Annotated in this window: 19 protein-coding genes and 1 other RNA gene; 10 read left to right on the forward strand and 10 right to left on the reverse strand. The window is 40.4% G+C overall.

Annotated features, from left to right (window positions below):
• Positions 1 to 154: 154 nt before the first annotated feature.
• The 5 genes from R2B72_RS09470 to R2B72_RS09490 all read right to left on the reverse strand — a co-directional run bounded on the left by R2B72_RS09470 (position 155) and on the right by R2B72_RS09490 (position 3,300).
• Positions 155 to 484 carry a YolD-like family protein gene (locus R2B72_RS09470; RefSeq protein WP_318616250.1) on the reverse strand — a complete coding sequence of 110 codons (330 nt, stop codon included), beginning with the start codon at positions 482 to 484 and terminating at the stop codon, positions 155 to 157.
• Between the two features lie 10 nt (positions 485 to 494).
• The gene (locus R2B72_RS09475; RefSeq protein WP_318616251.1) at positions 495 to 1,769 is read right to left on the reverse strand and encodes a DNA polymerase thumb domain-containing protein; all 1,275 of its coding nucleotides are present in this window, start codon (positions 1,767 to 1,769) and stop codon (positions 495 to 497) included.
• On the reverse strand, positions 1,762 to 2,139 hold the full coding sequence (locus R2B72_RS09480; RefSeq protein WP_318616252.1) for a hypothetical protein: 378 nt from the start codon (positions 2,137 to 2,139) through the stop codon (positions 1,762 to 1,764). The genes R2B72_RS09475 and R2B72_RS09480 overlap by 8 nt, the downstream gene beginning before the upstream one ends.
• A 1-nt stretch (position 2,140) precedes the next feature.
• Complete coding sequence (locus R2B72_RS09485; protein ID WP_318616253.1) at positions 2,141 to 2,362, reverse strand: transcriptional regulator; 222 nt, start codon at positions 2,360 to 2,362, stop codon at positions 2,141 to 2,143.
• 251 nt (positions 2,363 to 2,613) lie between these two features.
• Positions 2,614 to 3,300: a hypothetical protein gene (locus tag R2B72_RS09490; RefSeq protein ID WP_318616255.1), complete on the reverse strand. Its 687-nt coding sequence runs from the start codon at positions 3,298 to 3,300 to the stop codon at positions 2,614 to 2,616.
• A 295-nt stretch (positions 3,301 to 3,595) separates the two neighbouring features.
• Here R2B72_RS09490 and R2B72_RS18630 point away from each other — a divergent pair, with 295 nt between their 5' ends.
• The 3 genes from R2B72_RS18630 to R2B72_RS09500 all read left to right on the forward strand — a co-directional run bounded on the left by R2B72_RS18630 (position 3,596) and on the right by R2B72_RS09500 (position 6,223).
• Positions 3,596 to 3,739, forward strand: coding sequence for a hypothetical protein (locus tag R2B72_RS18630; protein WP_412177819.1), 144 nt, complete (start codon positions 3,596 to 3,598; stop codon positions 3,737 to 3,739).
• 67 nt (positions 3,740 to 3,806) lie between these two features.
• Positions 3,807 to 3,998: non-coding RNA, 6S RNA (gene ssrS, locus R2B72_RS09495), on the forward strand.
• A gap of 866 nt (positions 3,999 to 4,864) precedes the next feature.
• Positions 4,865 to 6,223 carry a transposase gene (locus tag R2B72_RS09500; RefSeq protein ID WP_318616256.1) on the forward strand — a complete coding sequence of 453 codons (1,359 nt, stop codon included), beginning with the start codon at positions 4,865 to 4,867 and terminating at the stop codon, positions 6,221 to 6,223.
• A gap of 89 nt (positions 6,224 to 6,312) precedes the next feature.
• On the opposite strand, the gene R2B72_RS09505 is transcribed toward R2B72_RS09500, so the two are convergent.
• Positions 6,313 to 7,341, reverse strand: coding sequence for a YVTN family beta-propeller repeat-containing protein (locus R2B72_RS09505; RefSeq protein ID WP_318616257.1), 1,029 nt, complete (start codon positions 7,339 to 7,341; stop codon positions 6,313 to 6,315).
• Between the two features lie 149 nt (positions 7,342 to 7,490).
• Positions 7,491 to 7,676: a nuclease-related domain-containing protein gene (locus tag R2B72_RS18635; protein ID WP_412177821.1), complete on the reverse strand. Its 186-nt coding sequence runs from the start codon at positions 7,674 to 7,676 to the stop codon at positions 7,491 to 7,493.
• 510 nt (positions 7,677 to 8,186) lie between these two features.
• On the opposite strand from R2B72_RS18635, the gene R2B72_RS09510 reads away from it, so the two are divergent.
• Positions 8,187 to 8,759 carry a BclA C-terminal domain-containing protein gene (locus tag R2B72_RS09510; RefSeq protein ID WP_318616258.1) on the forward strand — a complete coding sequence of 191 codons (573 nt, stop codon included), beginning with the start codon at positions 8,187 to 8,189 and terminating at the stop codon, positions 8,757 to 8,759.
• 480 nt (positions 8,760 to 9,239) lie between these two features.
• Here the strand turns inward: R2B72_RS09510 and R2B72_RS09515 are convergent, their stop codons facing one another.
• A complete protein-coding gene (locus tag R2B72_RS09515; protein ID WP_318616259.1) occupies positions 9,240 to 9,875 on the reverse strand; it encodes an exosporium glycoprotein BclB-related protein in 636 nt (211 codons plus the stop codon).
• A gap of 257 nt (positions 9,876 to 10,132) precedes the next feature.
• Entirely contained in the window at positions 10,133 to 11,104 is a 972-nt protein-coding gene (locus R2B72_RS09520) for a hypothetical protein (RefSeq protein ID WP_318616260.1), read from the reverse strand.
• A gap of 268 nt (positions 11,105 to 11,372) precedes the next feature.
• Here R2B72_RS09520 and R2B72_RS09525 point away from each other — a divergent pair, with 268 nt between their 5' ends.
• The 6 genes from R2B72_RS09525 (at position 11,373) to R2B72_RS09550 (ending at position 15,696) form a co-directional block, all read left to right on the forward strand.
• Positions 11,373 to 12,026, forward strand: coding sequence for a hypothetical protein (locus tag R2B72_RS09525; RefSeq protein ID WP_318616262.1), 654 nt, complete (start codon positions 11,373 to 11,375; stop codon positions 12,024 to 12,026).
• A 92-nt stretch (positions 12,027 to 12,118) separates the two neighbouring features.
• Entirely contained in the window at positions 12,119 to 12,685 is a 567-nt protein-coding gene (locus R2B72_RS09530) for a hypothetical protein (protein WP_318616263.1), read from the forward strand.
• Complete coding sequence (locus R2B72_RS09535) at positions 12,678 to 12,971, forward strand: hypothetical protein (protein ID WP_318616264.1); 294 nt, start codon at positions 12,678 to 12,680, stop codon at positions 12,969 to 12,971. Before R2B72_RS09530 ends, R2B72_RS09535 begins: the two co-directional genes overlap by 8 nt.
• 16 nt (positions 12,972 to 12,987) lie before the next feature.
• On the forward strand, positions 12,988 to 13,896 hold the full coding sequence (locus R2B72_RS09540; protein WP_318616265.1) for a hypothetical protein: 909 nt from the start codon (positions 12,988 to 12,990) through the stop codon (positions 13,894 to 13,896).
• A gap of 114 nt (positions 13,897 to 14,010) precedes the next feature.
• Complete coding sequence (locus R2B72_RS09545) at positions 14,011 to 14,568, forward strand: DUF1273 domain-containing protein (RefSeq protein WP_318616378.1); 558 nt, start codon at positions 14,011 to 14,013, stop codon at positions 14,566 to 14,568.
• 402 nt (positions 14,569 to 14,970) lie between these two features.
• Positions 14,971 to 15,696, forward strand: a complete 726-nt coding sequence (locus tag R2B72_RS09550) for a glycerophosphodiester phosphodiesterase (RefSeq protein WP_318616266.1) — start codon at positions 14,971 to 14,973, stop codon at positions 15,694 to 15,696.
• Positions 15,697 to 15,717: 21 nt separating this feature from the next.
• Here the strand turns inward: R2B72_RS09550 and R2B72_RS09555 are convergent, their stop codons facing one another.
• Entirely contained in the window at positions 15,718 to 16,422 is a 705-nt protein-coding gene (locus tag R2B72_RS09555) for a gamma-glutamyl-gamma-aminobutyrate hydrolase family protein (protein ID WP_318616267.1), read from the reverse strand.
• Positions 16,423 to 16,424 lie beyond the last annotated feature (2 nt).

Below are 16,424 nucleotides of genomic sequence, written 5' to 3' on the forward strand. Positions count from 1 at the left end.
ACTTTCTAAGACCGTACGGCAAAGGCGGCTTTTACTTTAAACATGATACCTATAAGGTTTTTGAGTGAACATCATCCTGGAAAGGGTGGTGTTTTTTTGTTGTGAAAAGGGCGTTGTTGTACAAATTCTTCGTGACTAATGCTACTGATTTCTCTCAATACATACACCGCACTCTTATAATATCCACAACAGACAATCTGTCCTCACCAAACGGTCCATCCATCGAAATACCATTAAGCCGATGATCGAGTTCGAATATTTTACCGATGTACGTAAATTCTTTACCATTTCGCCATGTCGTGACGCTAGCTTCGCATTGCCGCTTATATGCCGATTCAATTTCCATCTGAATGGATTCTAATTCCCAATCATCCAGTATGGGACGCTCCATTTGGCCATCCTCATCCAACCAATCCCTTACTGCTTGTGCATGCTCCGGCAGCATCATGCCCTGCCATTTTATATTACCTCGGTCCTTTATCATACTTCTCCACCTATCCCTTGTGTCCGCCCACCAAGTCAGAGCGTTTAATTGCCGTACCTGCATCCGTTAATGAGATTGCCCGCAGTATCGCCGTAGATCCGTAACGATTCCGAATGCTATCCATCACCTGACCAATTTCCCGGCTACGCCAATTGTCCTTTTCAAATAGACTTAGCTGTATAGATTGCTCATCTTCCAACTTTGTTATCGATAAGGATATCTGGCGCACTGGTCGGTTATCATAGTTTTCACTCAGCAGCTCTTTACAGACCGCGTAAATTTTCATCGTTTCGTTAGTCGCTTCAGCAATTGTCCGCGAGCGCTGGAATCCGCCGCCATGCACATTCTTGCTGTATCCAATGCCTAAACTTATTGTTCGTCCTGCTTTCCTTGCATCTCTTGCCCTTTTGGCTACATCTTCGCACATTTCAAGCATGACAACTCTCACCTCGGCCATCGTGTTGTAATCACGCATCAAGATCTGACTTTTCCCGTAGCTAACCTGACCTCCCGATACTGGCGCACCCACTCTAGACAGATCAATCCCCCACGCATGATGGTAAAGTTGGTTACCCATGACTCCAAATTTCTTTTCAAGGCTTTGTAGATTAGCATGGGCCAAGTCACCAATTGAAAATATCCCCATGTCGTTTAGCGACTTCTCTGTCCGCCTGCCAATTCCCCACATTTCACTCAATGGCGAAACAGGCCATAATTTAACTGGCACGTCCGCGAATGTCCATTTCGCAAACCCTGTTTTCTTAGCTTCTACATCAAGGGCAAGTTTTGCCATTAACATGTTTGGCCCCATTCCAGCGGTGCTCGGTAAACTTAGCGTGTCATATATTTCCCTTTGAATTTCTCTAACAGTCTGCGCAGGATCTCCCCAAAGTTTTTCCGTTCCAGTTAAATCGATAAAAGACTCATCGACCGAGTAAACATGTATAGACTCTGCAGGAACATATTTGTGGAGGATACGCGTAATAGCCATCGACATTTCGAGAAAGTACGCCATTTTCGGCTCAAAGAGTCTAATTTCGGGGTGTTTGGGTATTTCATACAACCGATTACCCGTCTTGATTCGAAATTGCTTTTTCATAGCAGGCGATGCGGCAAGCACAACGGATCCTTTCTGTTGAAGGTTCCCAACCACCGCTACCGGCACTTTACAAACGTCCAAATTGTGTAACGAAGCCATGCAACTGGCATAAAAACTCATCATATCTACACAGGCAACTTGTCGATTTGGAATGTGGTCATAGGTTATTTGTTGGCATTCACTCATGAACTAACAGCCCTTCAGTATATTTCACAAAATAAACACCCATCAATTCTTCCGTTCGATTGCGCAACCGGATGTTTAAGTATTTCCGGTGATTTTCATAGCCCTTGTACTGAAACAAATATTCCGTGAACGTTCCATCATTAAGTCTTTTAATCACATTCATATTGTTACGCTTCAAGTAAATAGTCGTTTGCTTCATTTCATTCCTTGCAGCCTTTAGTGCCCCTTCAATCATATCGAGATAAGGCTTTTTCAATTTGAATGAACCAATCTCAATTTCCCCTCGGTCTCTCTCTAAAATTTTAATAATCATTGGCAAATAAATCATATTCTCGAAATGTGGTATTGCCTCTTCTGGAATTATCGACACGTTAAATCACCAGACTTTCTTTCGCTATTACAGGGACAAGTGCGAGCACATTATCGATTAAGAAAGTTCGCTTTGATTGACGAAGGTGACAGTACGCACGGAATGACCCTTCGCCTACCTGAATGACCTTTATTCTTCTTTTGCTGACTGCCCCGTTTTTATCGATATACATCATATCCAATAACTCGGCATATTCCATCGACCTAACCAATCTAATGCGCACACTCGTTCCCTCCTCTTTGTTTATAGTATGCAGAATAAACGTTCGCTATGCAAGCGGCAAATAACAATTATTAAATATTACCAAATAACTTAGGTTAGGCTCATAGCACATGAATCAGATTCATGCGCTATGAGCCTATTTTAAAAGCCTCTTTCATTATTAAAATGAAAGAGGCTTGGGCTTGGCCTACACAACTATCAACTGGTCCGTGTGCTTCCTCTTGACAAGGGCTTGAGTGAGTGATTTCAAAATTAGCAACCACAGCCGCCCACAATCGTCACACTTGCGCTTGCCGCACCTGTCACCATTGCCGCCACATCGCCCGCGGATCCAGACATTGTATATACCATTATCAAACGATCGCCTGCTGCTACAGCTACTGGTGGAACAATCAACTTCGTTCCAGTAAGTGTCGTACCTGCAGGTAAAAGACTTGTTAAAACTGGAGCTAGGTCTACACTTGCGGTAGTAGGACTGAAGACATTGCTTCCTGCTGGCGCGCGGTAAATTGTAGCGGTGACTGTTTCATCTTGTCCTGCAACATCCAGTGGAGTCGTTACTGTAAAATATGCAGTAATAGCTGTTATTTCACCTGCTTTTCGTACGCACTGGGCTACTTTCGCTGAGCATGGCAAGATGATATTGCCATCGGCACCAATGACTCCAGCAACAGCTGTGCGACATCCAATGATACTAGCAGCACCCACCACTCCATTAGCTAGACTAGTCAAAACGACGGGTGTATGACCCGAAGAGAACCGGAAATCACTAATCGCGTGCTGGCTTCCACTATGCCTAAACATACCAGGATAAAACCCTACATGATGATGTCCATCATGATGATGACACACACCAGGATGAATCCTTACATGATGACCTCCTGCATGATGATGATGACCTCCACCACAGCAACCTCCTGTAAAATGAGTAAAATTCATATTAACACCTCCTTTCTCTGCTATTCTATTCAAAACAAGTGCAAGGCGGACGGGCTATCAACTATTTATATAAAACAACTTTTCATTTTTTCATTGGCATACGGATTCTATAGGACAACTGTCTATCTATCGAAACACATGTATGAAATAACTGAATCGCACTCTCCTTCTCATCTATATAATGAATACATTAAAAAACAACCACCCTAATACCAAGTCAGAGTGGCTGTTTTAAATGAGATAATTTGTTATGATTCAAACAAACATGTTTATTTGAACAAACGCATTTTTTTGAGTGACTGGCACCTTACACGTAGTTAAAGAGGCATGTATTGAAACAGGTGAGATTACACCTAACAATAAGGTTTACTCGAATGGTATGCATCTAAGTCCGAGGGGCGCAGAAATTGTGTTAGAAGAGATAGCGAAGTATAGCTGAAGTGGTCGATTCTAAAGTTCCCAACTATTTCATTTGAAAACAAATTACAATTGATGTACACTATATTTAGAAGCTGTGTTGTTCGTATCAACATTAAGTTTTAACCTTTAAGCTGTAAACGGGAGTTTTATCTAGAAATAGGAATGGCACGCTTCGTTCTTTCGATAACGAGGACATACAGGAATATTTCTGCGAACACCCACTTTGAGGAGTGGTGGTTTAAAACTTTCTAAGACCGTACGGCAAAGGCGGCTCATAATACAAACCCTTATGGAACGAGGGTTTATAGACTAACATCATCCTGCAAAGGGTGGTGTTTTTTTGTAATGAAAATCGAATTGATGTAAAACTGATGTAAAAATTCATAGCAACCGACGCTAAATCGAAGTAAACAATTGTTTGAGTGACTGGCACCTTTAAAACTTATTTACAAATGCCCATGAATTGGGTTTCGGGGTAATTTTAATATTAAGTTCTATTGGTGCGTCATCTGTTATACTCATTCTGTTCTTCCTCCTAAACGGAATTGCAAAACTAACCGGAAGAAGTTTATGGGGCTCCACAAAGCCTGATGGCACTTTATTCGAAAAGCATCCTTCTTTAATGATTATCCACATTATACTGATATTCATTTCTCTTATAGGGGCATCGATTCAATTAAGTAACACACATCTCAGTTGGGCTATTGAAGGTTTTTGGTGGGCTCTGCCTGTTCTTTATTTGCTAGTTGGCTGGTTATTTTATAGAGACTTCAAGTGGAAATGGTTTCAAAAATTAAAACTAATAATTATTAAGAAAAAAGTACATGAAGATACAGTGTAATTAGCAGACGACATCTTACATAGAAATTAAAATGGCGACCGCTCAATGAAGAGTAGTCACCTTTTGCATGTGCGTAATAAGGCCACCATCAATATACAATCCCCTTTTGTTCAACTAACCAGCACCTGTTAGTTGAATATGCCACTTAATTTATCTTTGTCTAAGACATCATCAAGTGAGCTAATTTCATAATTCAGAGCCCTTGGGGCTCAAGGGTTTCAATCAAATAAAAATGAGGCACCTCCCCAAATCCGGTATAATGGTAGTGACCAAACAACCAATATCGAATGGAGTGAATGCCTCATGACCATTATAAAACAAATTAGCCTGTTTGACATCCAACAATTATTCGAAATGGAAAGTTCGCACCGTTTTGATACGATCTTCGCCACTTTCGATGTACAACCAATCTTTCATCTCTTTTCTAAAAAAACGCTGCGTGGTGCTCCACGTGAATGTAATTACGGTGCGATGATTCAATCATTGATGATTCGTATTGTCGAACGTATCCCAACCGTAAAGGATTTAAGAAAACGTTTAGTCAACGATTCTTTATTCCGTCTAGATTGCGGGTTTCTTGTCTCAGACTCAGTCCCTTCGGAGGCTACTTATTCACGTATAATCAGTGTGATTAGCCAGTCTGATGTGCTTGATAACATGCAGGATGAACTAATTCAAACTGCCTTTTTAGAAGGCTTTCTTTGTGATGAACACCTTGCCTTCGATGCGACGCATTTCGAAGCACGTGACGCATCAAAACCTTCCGAGAAAAAAGAGGCTAAGCCACCGAAGAAACGTGGACGTAAAACAAAAGAAGAACAGGCAGCTTGGCTCGCTGAACAAGCAGAAATCGAAGCGAATTTAACAACCTACGAAAAGAAATTGGAGGCACAATTGTCGATTTCAGCTGAAACACTTTGGCGGGACATACCGATTGAGCCCAAGTGGGGCATCAAGAAAAATAGCGACGGAAAAAACACGTTCTGGTACGGCTTTAAGGGACATCTGGCTGTTTCATCGAAAAGCCAGTATATTGTAGGTCGCCTCATGTCGTCAGGTAATTTATCTGACAGTAAAGCGGCCATTCCACTGCTAAAAAAGGTAGATACCTTTTTTTCACACCATTTTACGACAGCGTTATTCGATGCAGGTTATGATTATGAAGCGATTTATAAACAAGCATTGGCGCAAACAATGGATGTCGTGATTCCATACAATGTTCGGAATGAAGGCGAATATATTGGATTTGATGACCGTTTTCGCCCAACTTGTGTACGTGAGCACAGCTACTGTTACGATAGCTTCGATGAAAAATACCGTACATTAAAATTTACCCATCCGAAGGAATGTATAACATGTCCATTGCGAGAGGATTCACTCTGTCAAAAGGTGTTTAAAATCAAATGTGAAACAGATATTCGGAAACACACGTATCCAGCACGCGGCTCAGAATTATGGAAGAAACTTTATAAAGAACGTACCGCAGTAGAACGCGTTAACGCCTATTTAAAAGAATACTTTCAATTAAACAACGTCCGTCACCGTACAGGTAAAAAAGCAAAACTGCACTTCAACCTTGTGACATTTATTTACAATTCCTGCAAATTGGCAGTGGATCGAATGAATGCCTTATTACAGATACAAAACAAAGCTGATTTATGAAATTGATTCAAGTATATACTTTTTATCTTCTTTAACTGCATCCTTTGTTATTTTCTTCAGACGCAAAGAATTGAACGAGCAAATCTTCCTTAAGGATTGACCCCTACTGAAAATGGACGAGCTCCGACTGATATCGTAGCAATCACCGTATTGGTTACGCCATTAATCACGGAAACAGTATTATCATCCTGGTTAGTAATATAAATTAAATTGGTTAATGGATTGACTCCAACACCATTTGGATTATCCCCAACTGGAATAGTAGCAATCACTGTATTGGTTGCTCCGTCAATCACGGAAACATTATCACTATCACGATTTGGTACATAAATTTTATTACTAGCTATGTTAACTGCCACTTCACCTGGAGTAGTCCCGACAGGAACAGTAGCAATCACTGTATTGGTTGCTCCATCAATCACGGAAACAGTGTTACTAGTGAAATTTGATACATAAATACGATTAGTATTTGGATTGACCCCTACTCTGAACGGATTAACTCCGACTGGAATCTGAGTAATCACAGCATTAGTAAACCCATCAATTACAGAAACGATATCAAAATTAAAATTGGCTACATAAATAATATTGGTTAATGAATTGACTCCTACTCCGGTTGGAAGAGACAAACCTCCGACAGGAATAATGGTAGCAACCACAGTATTGGTAAAACCGTTAATTACGGAAACCGTGCTATCATTAAAATTGGCTACATATATGACATTGGTAGCGGTATTGACCGCAACCGCACTTGCTCCATCCCCAGCCGGCACAGTAGCAATTATTGTATTAGTTGACCCATCAATTACGGAAACATCATCACTATTTAAATTCCCCACATAAATTCGGTTGGTTAAAGGATTGACTGCTACCCCTGCCGGATTGACTCCAACTGGAATGGTAGCAATTACTGCATTGGTTGCACCGTCAATTACAGAAACAGTATTATCATTAAAATTGGCTACATAAATACGATTTACAGATAATAGTTCCGTGGGTCCGGTAGCTCTGAATGGTCCTATGTGTACTCTAGGTAGTCTGCAAACTTTTTTGCAAGAGCATGCATTGACATTACATTTAAGACATCTACAATTTGAGCAGTAGTTATAAAAATTCATTTTCTCACCTCCATCTGTATTATTCTATTCGAATAATAGCTGGGGGGGACGGGCTATCTCCTATTTGACTTTCATGTTGATTAATCGCGGATTGTATAATTAAGCGAGACGCAAAAAAAAGACAAGACATGATACACTCAATTTATTACTCAACTTTCGCACCCAATAAAACAGCTCATCAAGAAAAAAAGAGAGTTTTCCGGCATTTTTTTGCTAAGTCCGTGTACTACTTTACCTTTCCAATATTTCGTTTCCACAATAAAGATATTTGTAGGAAGCAATACGATATGATGAATCTGTCGAACTTGATCGTGATTATTTTCGATATAAGGAATAAATAGGTTACTAGCTAGTTAAAATGTTGATATATAAGGATTCATAACACTTCCTATTAAACTATAAAAAGCCAGACTTCACATTTGAGGAGTGGTGGTTTAAAACTTTCTTAAACCGTACGGCAAAGGTGGCTCACAATACAAACCCTTATGGAAAAAGGGTTTATAGACTAGCACCACCCTTTAGGGGGTGGTGTTTTTTGTTGTGAAAATGCCTTAGATGTAAAATCGGGCTTGAAATTATTTGTAACTATTTTAATTAATTGCGATTTCCCAATAATCTTGTCATCCACCTATAGCTAATTCGTAAATGGAAAGGTCGTTTTTATTTCCTGTTATCACCGATTCAGTCCTCACCCTCAAATTTATTTTTAATACGTCTATTGAAATCCATGAATTCTTCATTTGCAGCAAGATCAATCTCTGGTTTATTTTTTTAGTAATACAAGTAGTAATTGCCCTTCACTCCCTCTGTTGCTCGAATATGATACTACAGAAGGGGGTGAAAAAATGGATTTTACTAATCAAATCTCTAATCGTAGATGTACTACTTGTAAAAGCAGTACATGCTCTTGCAAAAACGTATGCGGAGTACCAAGAGTACCCATAGGACCAATCATAGCAACCGGACAGGGTGTACCTACTATTCCCCCCGGAGGCACTTGTGGCTTATGCGAATACGGGTATATTTACAACCTAACTCCTCAAACGGTAGCAATAGAAGCAGATGTCTTGTTTGATTCAAATGGAGTAATAACACCTGGAATTACGCATACCCTTGGATCCTCTCAAATTATAGTTAGCGTTCCAGGAGACTACGAGGTTACTTTCTCTGTGTCAGGTACAGAACCCAACCAATTCGCCCTGTTTTTAAATGGCTCGGTGGTTCCGGGAACAATCTACGGCTCAGGTGCTGGCACTCAGCAAAACAACGGTCAGGCTATATTCACCATACCAGCAGGCGGTGTTCTTACACTTCGAAATCATTCTTCTGCTGCAGCAGTTGGCCTTGCCTCTGTGATAGGGGGCACACAAGCAAACGTAAATGCCTCTATTGTCATTAAATTGTTGAGTAGCATTTGATAAGGAAATACTCAGTATAAATCTTCTTGGTTTCACTTGATTTTAATAGAGGCATCAATAATCCGATAATGCAAAACTTCTAAAAAAGAAAACGATAAGGCAGGGATTAATCAACTTTTAATGAAGTAACTCAAATCGAGTAGGAGGCTAATCATTAGTTGATTAGCCTACCTCTGACACCGCAGTGCCTACGGTTCCGTATGCGGCGGTTCAACATTTTTAGTATCATAAGCTCATAAAGTTGGGAGAAGACTTTCAGTCCCCATCTTGTGAGCTTATCTTTTGTTATTCACAAGGCAGAATCTCGCTTCGAGATATACAGTTCCTATTGCCAAGTCTGTAGTGGACTTTCACCACCTAGCGATTACCCATGCCGGGCACACAAGAAGAACGATTGTCGGTGGAACAAGCAATACTAAAAATGGTTCTAAAACAACTTCAAAATTGTTTTAGAACCCATTTTTCACCAAGCATGGTTACTTACTCAATAGTAATACCTGCAGCAGCGTTACCTAAAATGGTAGCGGCCACAGCTGTGCTTGTAGCGGCTGAAAATACCATTAATAAACGGTCGCCTACTGAAACTGGTACAGGAGCGAAAGACGCATTACCAGTCGCAATAGCGCCTATTGCAATTGGACCCGGTATTGGCGGCACTAAATCTACGAATGCATTTGTTGCGGTAAAGACAACACTTCCTTGCGGTGCACGATAGATTTGTGCTCTGATTGTTGTAGCTCCAGTTAATGCCGCTACTGCGGCTGTTGCAACGAAAGTTGCAGAAAGAGCTGTAATGCTTCCATCACGTGGAACTGTAAAGGCTTCGCTTGGCAAAGTTCCTCCTAAGGTAATTGTGTTTCCAACAATGGTAATACCAGGGACGGAAGTACCAAATCCAATTGCACTAGTTGTGCTAACTAACCCGGTAGCAAGAGTAACCAATGATGCAGGTACAATACCAGAACTGAACGGGATAATTGAACCTGTGTTACGCGGTGGGACAATACAAGCCGCGTCAATCGCATTGAACGGTCCAAAATTCTTACAATTAACTGTTTCATTGCTGAGAGCTGGACGACAACAGCCTGCTTGATTAAATCCATGATTAAAATTCATATTAACACCTCCTTTCTCCATTATCCTATTCAAGCCAGTAGCAGGGCGGACGGGCTATCAACTACTTGTGTTTAGTGGTTTTTATTTCGTTGTAGCATAACGCAAATTCCACGGAATATCCGCCTAACTAGCTGAATTTACTATCTATCGTAGCCCCATAATCTTCAAGAAAAAACAACCATCCTGACACTCAGTCAAGTGGTTGTTGAAAATGGAGTAAAACGATTTTTATTTTTGCTACTTTATCTAATTTAAACTTAAGGTTTCCTCCGAAAAAAATTGAACAGTGATAACGTCTCTTTGTTTTTATGTTGTTGACGCTTCATTTCATTAGAAATTTCAATCGAAGCTTCTGGATTCATCTCCCTCTCAATTTTGTCTACGTGCTGTATTTTTTCCTCAATTTTTTCTATATGAGGCACTTTCTCTTCAATTGTAGCTAAATTGGGCAATTCCTCAAGAGATACTGTCACTACCTCATTTTTTTCTGGCTCTGTAGTCGCTTTCGGTATAGAGGGGACCAAATTATCACTTCTGGTTGGACTGGCTTGTTTTGTCGAAATATTATTAAAACGAACGGTGGATTTCATATTTATATTCCTGTTCAGCCCATTATAGATTTGATTTGGATGACTACCAATCGAAGGAAAACTTGGTTTCCCAGCTTTTTGATGGATACTTGCAGTTGGCGTTACAGTACCCGGGACTTCTTGGATATCATGAGGCCTCGCTATAAGACTTTGCAAATATTTATATGAGGGTGGACGATTAGGCTGTTGAATCGAAGATATGGGTATTTTCTCTTCCAATTGGGAAGTTACTTCTATAACATCCCTCTCATCAGCATTATGCTTAGTATTCACTGAATCCTGCATATCGACAGAAGTATTCACGTTTTCTGTACGTTCATTTATTAATTGATCCATAACTACTGAAAGATCCTTGTTCAACTCCTCGACAGTTTGGTTAAGTGAGCCTATCTGTTTTGAAACAGTTTCAATTTGTTGCTCATACTCCTCTATCTGCATACTTCGTTTGTCATTCAGTCGTCCCATTACCTCTTCTAAATGCGAGGCTTGCATTTTAAAGCCGGTCAATTCACTTTTCATGAAAAGATAGTCATCAATTGTATTTCCCGATTTCAATGTCGTTAAGGTATCTCTATAAGTTGCGATTTTCTGTTTTAGATTTTCAATGTCTTGAGCGGAGTATAACTTAGCATCTGCCATCACTATTCCCCCTTTACAGTACATACCTATTCTATTACCGATGTTTTCATTACGTGACAAATTGTCACCTTTAACACTGAATATAAATAAGATAAAGTGCCTGATTCTTAGGAGGCGCTATCTCTCCTGAAATAATGTTTGTACCAATTTCTTTTCTACTGAATGAAATTCGAAAAATATCCTGATAAGTTATTTCTCCGCCCAGACACTCAATTTTCCACATCATATGCTACGGATGAAAGAAAAAAATTTGGAGGTGTCTGCAAAAATGCAAGAAAAAAAGCCGTTTGATGGCAAAGAACTAATTTGTATTAATGTCGATAAGGTATATGATTGGATTGTTAAAGAAAAGTCGTTTGATATTTCTCCAACAGGAGCAATTACTTTTCCAGGAGTTACAGCAGCGACAAGTTTAACCGGTGCAATTGTCACATGTGACGTAGCCCCAGCCGCGACGAATCCAGTCGTTATCCTACATCGCGAAGATCGACCATTCTGCATTGATGGAACAAACGTATGCCTTCAACAGCTTACTATTCAAAAGAATTTCGTCGTGAAAATTATCCTTACTTTTCCAAATGGGACGACGTTAACAAGCGCGAATATCCCGGTTTCCCGTTGTGAACAAGTCACCTTGTGTGCGCCTGAAGGAACAGACGTTGAGGTTAGGTACACTAATTTAGACTGTTTCGTATGTACGACTGGGACACTCACTGCTGGCGCAGGTACAATCACCTTCTCTGCGCTAACCATCTCAGTGGCTACTTGCCAAAGCATCCAATCGACATTCCCAGTTACTGTTGAATTCTTAGCTGATTTCTGCGAACCAAGGGCAGATATAGTATCGGGTTGTGCTCCACCAACACGTCCACAACAATGCTCTGTTGTTTTCCCTGACGCTGGCGGCAATTGCTGCAACTAATATCGGCTGATGGTGATAATGAGTAAACATCAAACATATTATAAAGAGAGGATTTTCCTCTCTTTATTTTTTGTAGAAAAGGGGTAAAAATCATGAACAACGAAGTGGAAGCAAAGATTACGCAGCTTCAGCAGCAAACGCAATCATACATCCATGACATTAAACAGTTGGTCCAAGCACTTCATGACCCTGACAGAATGGCAATTATCAGCTATTTTACATATTCATTAAACATTTCTCACGTTCCTGAACAGGAAAACTTTTGTCTCGGATCTTACCATGTAACAAATACGGGGACTCGCCCCCTCACTAATCCTTATATATGTATAAAACTACCTCCAGAATCACCTTTCTCTTTTTCAGGTAAATATGTCTATGCAAATTTCAAACAGTCCCTGAAGAATGCCGATGGCTGGGAACGTATCAATGAAAAAACGAACCGTGAGGAATTTTGGCTAAAACCTTTAGGTAAATCGTCCATTGAACCGAATGAGACCCTTTCCTTTTCAAATTTCCAGCTCAACTGGTCGCCAACAGAAGCTTATGCGGGCAGTATTATGGCATTTACGTATAGCGATCAATTGAAAGAGGGCGTCGTTGTGCTCAATCCTATTAATCTCAATGGAACTGTGCATGTACAGGGGGATGACAATGAGTGATCAAGATGAAAAAGACTGGTTGATGAAGCATGGTATCCGCCAATTTATGAAGGATCAGCTGAGCGGCCGTAAAGAAGACACACATGACCATGATAATAGCTTTATTTTTTTAGAAAAAAGCACATTGAACATGTTTTTGATGTCGATGTTGGCGAATGGAGAACATCGAACTTCTGAAGACGTGATTGAGATTGATTACAAAGAAATCGTAGAGCAACTTGAACAGGTCATCGCAGCGAACAAAAAGGACTTCGAAGAGCTTATTACGTTACTCAAAAAAGAATAATGGGAGGTGGACGGACTTGATTAGTGACAATGTCAAAAATAATGATACGTTGCAACTGCAACAAATAATTATCTTTTTAAAGGCGGAATTAGCGAAATATAAACACGAAGTACGAAAATATCAAGAGGGCTATCTCCAATCATTGATCGAAAACCTAGAGCACGACAATGTCCAATTGATAGAAGAAAAAAACGAACTTGCTGAGGAGCTATTTAGATTAAATAAAGAATTGGTGAAGCGGACGAGTGATTACAAAGAACGTATCCAGTTCCATGAAACGCAAAGCAAAAAACAGCTTATGTCCATTGATACTTTACAGCAGGCCAAAAATGACTTGTGGACAACGAACCAACAGTTGACCGACGTAATAAAAAAATTAAAAGTCGGACTTGAAACCAAACAATATAATGACCAGCAAGCCTATTCCCTCCATAGTAAGATCGAGGAGTATAAAACAACAATCGAACAGCTCGAATATAAAATTGTGGATCATATGCATGATGCAAACAAACATCTTCAGTCAAAAATAGATAAATTTGCTACGACCTACCAACAACGCAATAAATCCGACAAAGTAAAACAGCTTTTATTAAAAGAACTTGCCAAAAAACAGCATACAATCGATAAGCTACAGCAAGAACTAATTGATGTAAAAGCACAACTTGATAAGCGCGCCTTCGAAATAAGCTTAAAAAAAGATCAGCCCACAACGAGCGCCTCGACACCTGCATTAGATCCTGAAATACTTAGTCAATTAGACCAGCAAATCAGAAAGATACTGGCCCAATCGTTGGACTACGAGGAACAACTAGCTACCAAGCAACTTGTCCTTCATACGTTGGAGCAAAAATTAGATCAGCTTACGGTAGAAGTCGATGACATAAAAATCTTCGGCGTCAGTGGACAGATTGTAAAGGAAAGTTGAAGTGCTATCTGCTACACTAAGGTCAGAGGCACATGCATGAAACGCACATCAAAACCAGTTTCCACTGGAAGCTGGTTTTTTCATACTGTATACAGTTGTCGGAGGTGAAACAACATCGTAAAACGGTTAGTCGTGACAGGCTATAAACAACATGAACTCGGCATATTTGATGACAAACATCCTGGCATTCGATTCATTAAAAAAGCACTAGAAAAACGACTTGTAGCCTTGATTGATGAAGGATTAGAATGGGTCATTATCAGTGGGCAGCTAGGCACTGAAACATGGGCTGCGGAAGTCGTGATCGACCTAAAAAAAGAATACACCGAGTTAAAGTATGCCGTCATCACCCCCTTCCTTGAACAAGAGAAAAACTGGAATGATATGAGAAAAGAAACGTATCATCGGATTGTGGCCCTCGCAGATTTCCATACAAGCCTGACGAAAAGACCCTATGAAGCCCCTTGGCAATTTATCGAAAAAGATAAGTTTTTCATGCGCAATTCGGATGGAATATTGATTGTTTATGACGAAGAAAACGATGGCTCACCAAAGTTTGTTAAGAAAACAGCAGAAAGCTATGCCGAACGTTCCGATTATCAAGTGTTCACCATTACCGCCGATGATTTGCAGGTCATTGCGGAAGATGAACAGCTGAGTGAGTGGCAGTGAATCTCCAAATTAATTGACAGCCCAACCTCTTCATGATATAGTTAATCAGTTAACAAATAGGTAACTGTCAAGACTTGAATATCTGGCATTCTACAAATGTTTTTGAGAATACTTATTCACACTGGCGCGACTAAAGGGTCGCAAGGACGCAAAAGTAGGTAGGGTTTGCGTTGCTTAGGTTAGAGAACACCCAGTGGAACAATGACCGCGGCACTGAAAGCTTATCCTTTCTATGGAAATTATTCCCCGATGATTCGGGATGAAAAATTACATTCAAAACTTTAATGTTACCGACAAAATAAAGGGGTGTTCTCAAATTGAGAGCATCCCTTTTCCAATGGTTATTTGCTTCGATTTCCATTACATATTACAATAAAACAAAAGCAATAAGGTGGTTAATATATGGATATTTACGCGCACCGCGGTTCATCTGGCACACATCCAGAAAATACAATCGCTGCTTTCACAGAAGCCGCGCGCCTCGCTGTACACGGTGTTGAATTTGATGTTCATCTTACAAAAGACGGCGAACTCGTCGTCATCCATGATGAAAAAATCGACCGGACATCAAATGGAACTGGCTTCGTTAAAGACATGACACTAGCGGAGTTACAAGCTTTTGATTTTGGCAGCTGGTTTTCTCCAAACTTTAAAGGACAAAGCATTCCTACGCTACACGAAGTACTTCAAGTGTTTGCCAATACAACGCATCATTTGAATATCGAACTGAAATCCGATATTTTTCCGTATGAAGGCATGGTAGAAAAAGTCGTAGCGATTATAAAGGAAATGGGTCTTGATTCGCGCGTAGTCTTGTCGTCTTTTGATCACGAGGCTATCCGAACGGCAAAACAACTTGCACCACATTTAGAAACAGCGGCTTTGTTCATGGAAGTATTGGTGGAGCCGCTCGATTATATGCGTGCCATTCCTGCGGATGCATTGCATCTATTTTTCCCAACAGCACTTCGCCCATCTATTCGACAAGTGTTAGAAGCTGGTACGATAGTACGGACTTTTACTGTCAATGAAGAGCAATACACCCAAGCATTACAAGATGCCGGTGTTAGTGCAATTTTTACGGACTTTCCGGAGAAAATGCAAACTTATTTGAATGAAAAAAACTGAGCGCACGATGGCTCAGTTTTTTCATTTTACACAGGCGCTCAAAAATCTTTCAAATATCCGCAAAGAAACCGTATCCCCTGTCATTGCCAACCGTTCTGGATGCCACTGTACACCGAGTACAAATTGATGAGTGACACTCTCAATCGACTCTATAATGCCATCACTGGCAACACCAGTAACGTTGAACACAGCAGGTACATCCTTCACCGATTGATGATGAAATGAATTCACTTGAATACGTTCACTACCCGCAATTTCCGCAAGCAAACTCCCCTTTTCCAATTGGACAAAATGGGATGGATGAGCATTCGGTGCTTTTTGTAAATGTTGCAGCATTGGCCCCTCATTTTGTTGATGAAGATCCTGATACAATGTTCCTCCCACCGCAACATTCAACACTTGAAGCCCTCTACAAATGCCCAAAATCGGTTTATCCCCTACTAACATTTGACGCGCCAGTTCGAGTTCAAACAAATCCCTACTTGGTGAAACCTCCCCAAGATGTGTGTGCGGTTCTTCATTGAACAATATCGGATTAATATCATTTCCTCCGGTCAATAAAAGGCCATCCATTATGCCAACTATCTGCGCAATGTCTGCCGCATGACCTATCGGTATAACGAAAGGCAATCCCCCCGCTCGGATAATCGCTTGCACATAATCATTTCGTAGGAAATGATTATCATCTTGCTCCACATCTGGTGTAATCCCAATAATCGGTTTCATTC

The sequence above is a fragment of the Sporosarcina sp. YIM B06819 genome, assembly GCF_033485175.1.
In the GTDB taxonomy this organism is placed as follows: Bacteria; Bacillota; Bacilli; order Bacillales_A; family Planococcaceae; genus Sporosarcina.